This is a genomic window from Alistipes sp. CAG:29 (assembly GCF_000435435.1).
Taxonomy (GTDB): domain Bacteria; phylum Bacteroidota; class Bacteroidia; order Bacteroidales; family Rikenellaceae; genus Alistipes; species Alistipes onderdonkii.
In genome coordinates this window covers 200,133-201,709 of record NZ_FR893507.1, presented here as the reverse complement: position 1 = coordinate 201,709, position 1,577 = coordinate 200,133, and the positions used below count along the sequence as shown (strand labels likewise).

The 1,577-nt window shown below is 65.0% G+C and carries 3 protein-coding genes; all 3 read right to left on the bottom strand.

Annotated elements, in window-relative coordinates; all coding sequences use genetic code 11:
* The coding region (yaaA, locus tag QVP03_RS13660) for a peroxide stress protein YaaA (RefSeq protein ID WP_288210844.1) at positions 1 to 181 on the bottom strand (181 nt) is incomplete at its 3' end.
* Between the two features lie 9 nt (positions 182 to 190).
* Positions 191 to 958 carry an immunoglobulin-like domain-containing protein gene (locus QVP03_RS13655; RefSeq protein WP_022333943.1) on the bottom strand — a complete coding sequence of 256 codons (768 nt, stop codon included), beginning with the start codon at positions 956 to 958 and terminating at the stop codon, positions 191 to 193.
* 13 nt (positions 959 to 971) lie between these two features.
* On the bottom strand, positions 972 to 1,577 hold a 606-nt coding region (locus QVP03_RS13650; RefSeq protein WP_288210843.1), incomplete at its 5' end, for a radical SAM protein.

The following is a 1,577-nucleotide window of genomic DNA, read 5'->3' as shown; positions in this document are numbered from 1 at the left end:
GGTTGGTCGCGGCGATCTGCCGGTTGGTGCGCAGCATGCGTTCCAGCTCTTCGGTGGTGAGCGTCGCTAGCTGCAGTGCCAGCTCCGCGGCCTCGCGGGCGTAACGCGGCAGGGTCGTTCGGGGGATTTCGGCCGGCTTGTTTTCGGCCATCGTTTTGGCGCAGGAAAGGAGTATTTGCATGGCTGTGGATCAAAATTGGATGTCCTGCCCCTGCGCCGGTTCCGCAAAGCGGGTGAACGGGACGAACGGCGTCACCGTGAACTCGGTCGTGAGCAGGTAGGAACGGTATGGACAGGTCTTGTACACCTGTTTGCAGATACGGTAACGCGCATACCGGGCCGGGTAGATGCGGGGTGCGAGCCGGGCTGTGAACCCGTAGGTGTATTCGGCGGTCGGTGCCGGATGCGGTACTTCGGTGCGGGACAGGTTGTTTGGCCCGATGCCGGTCAGCAGTGAGTTCCACGCATTGACGACGGGCAGCGTTTCCCACCGTCCGTGCTGGAAGCGGCAGACGGTGTAGTCGCTCCCGAAATATACCGTCGAATCGCCTTTGTGGCGGATTGTGAGCCGGATATGTTCGGTGCAGGCGGGATAAAATGCGTATTCGGCCTCCATCGTGAGCCCATCCGGCGGGGCAGCCCCTTCGGGTGCGGGCGGATAGGGTGTCGTGTCGGGGTCGAACCCGTGGAGCCGGATCAGGGGGCTGTCGTGCACGCGGCGGCGGAAGCGGGCTTTCATCGCCGTGTCGGCACGGATCATGTGTACGTCTATGACCCCGTCCGGTTCGTTGACCGCCGATGCGTAGATGGCGTTTGCGACCGGATCGGTAGCCTTGTTGTCTGCCGCCCACTGCCAGATGCTGTCCTGTAAAGCGGACAGTCCGCCCGTTGCGGGGCGCTTCTGTGCGGCGGCCGTACAGCCGGCCGCAAGCGACAGGAGCAGCAGGAGGTGTTTCATGGTGCGGTGCGGTTTATGCTACGGAACAGGGGATGCCGAGCGCCTCGACGCGGGTGGCGATGGCCCGCAACTCCTCGCGCGGCACCTTTTCGAGCGTCCGGCACGGGGTGTCGCGGTCGAGCGAGTAGACCATGACCTGCCGCGGGCGGATTTCGCCGATCAGGCGCAGCCATGCCGCGACCTCCTCTTCGGTGGTGTTGTCGACCCGCTGCCCGTCGAACTCCCCGCGCAGGAACATCGTCTGCACGGTCAGGTGCCCGTCGAAGCCTTTCATCTGATCGACGACCCTCCGTACGGAATAGGCCGGGCTCTGGGGATTGTTTATCAGGCGTGCCGTGGCGTCGAAGGCCGAATCGAGCTTGAGGATGTTGTTGTCCACGCTGCGAAGGGCACGGCGCACGCCCTCGCGGTGGAGCTGCGTGGCGTTCGAAAGCACGGAAACCCTGGCCGAGGGGCACAGCTCGTCGCGCAGGGCGATCGTGTCGCCGATCACGGCTTCGAATTCGGGGTGCATCGTCGGCTCGCCGTTGCCGGCGAAGGTGATGACGTCGGGCGGGGTGCCGTCGGCCACCATGCGCCGCAGCGTCGCTGCGAGCTGTGTGCGGACGTCTTCGCGGGT

Bases quoted from the DNA above. Each gene is read 5' to 3' on its own strand.
- QVP03_RS13655 (WP_022333943.1), bottom strand. From the start codon at position 958: ATGAAACACCTCCTGCTGCTCCTGTCGCTTGCGGCCGGCTGTACGGCC.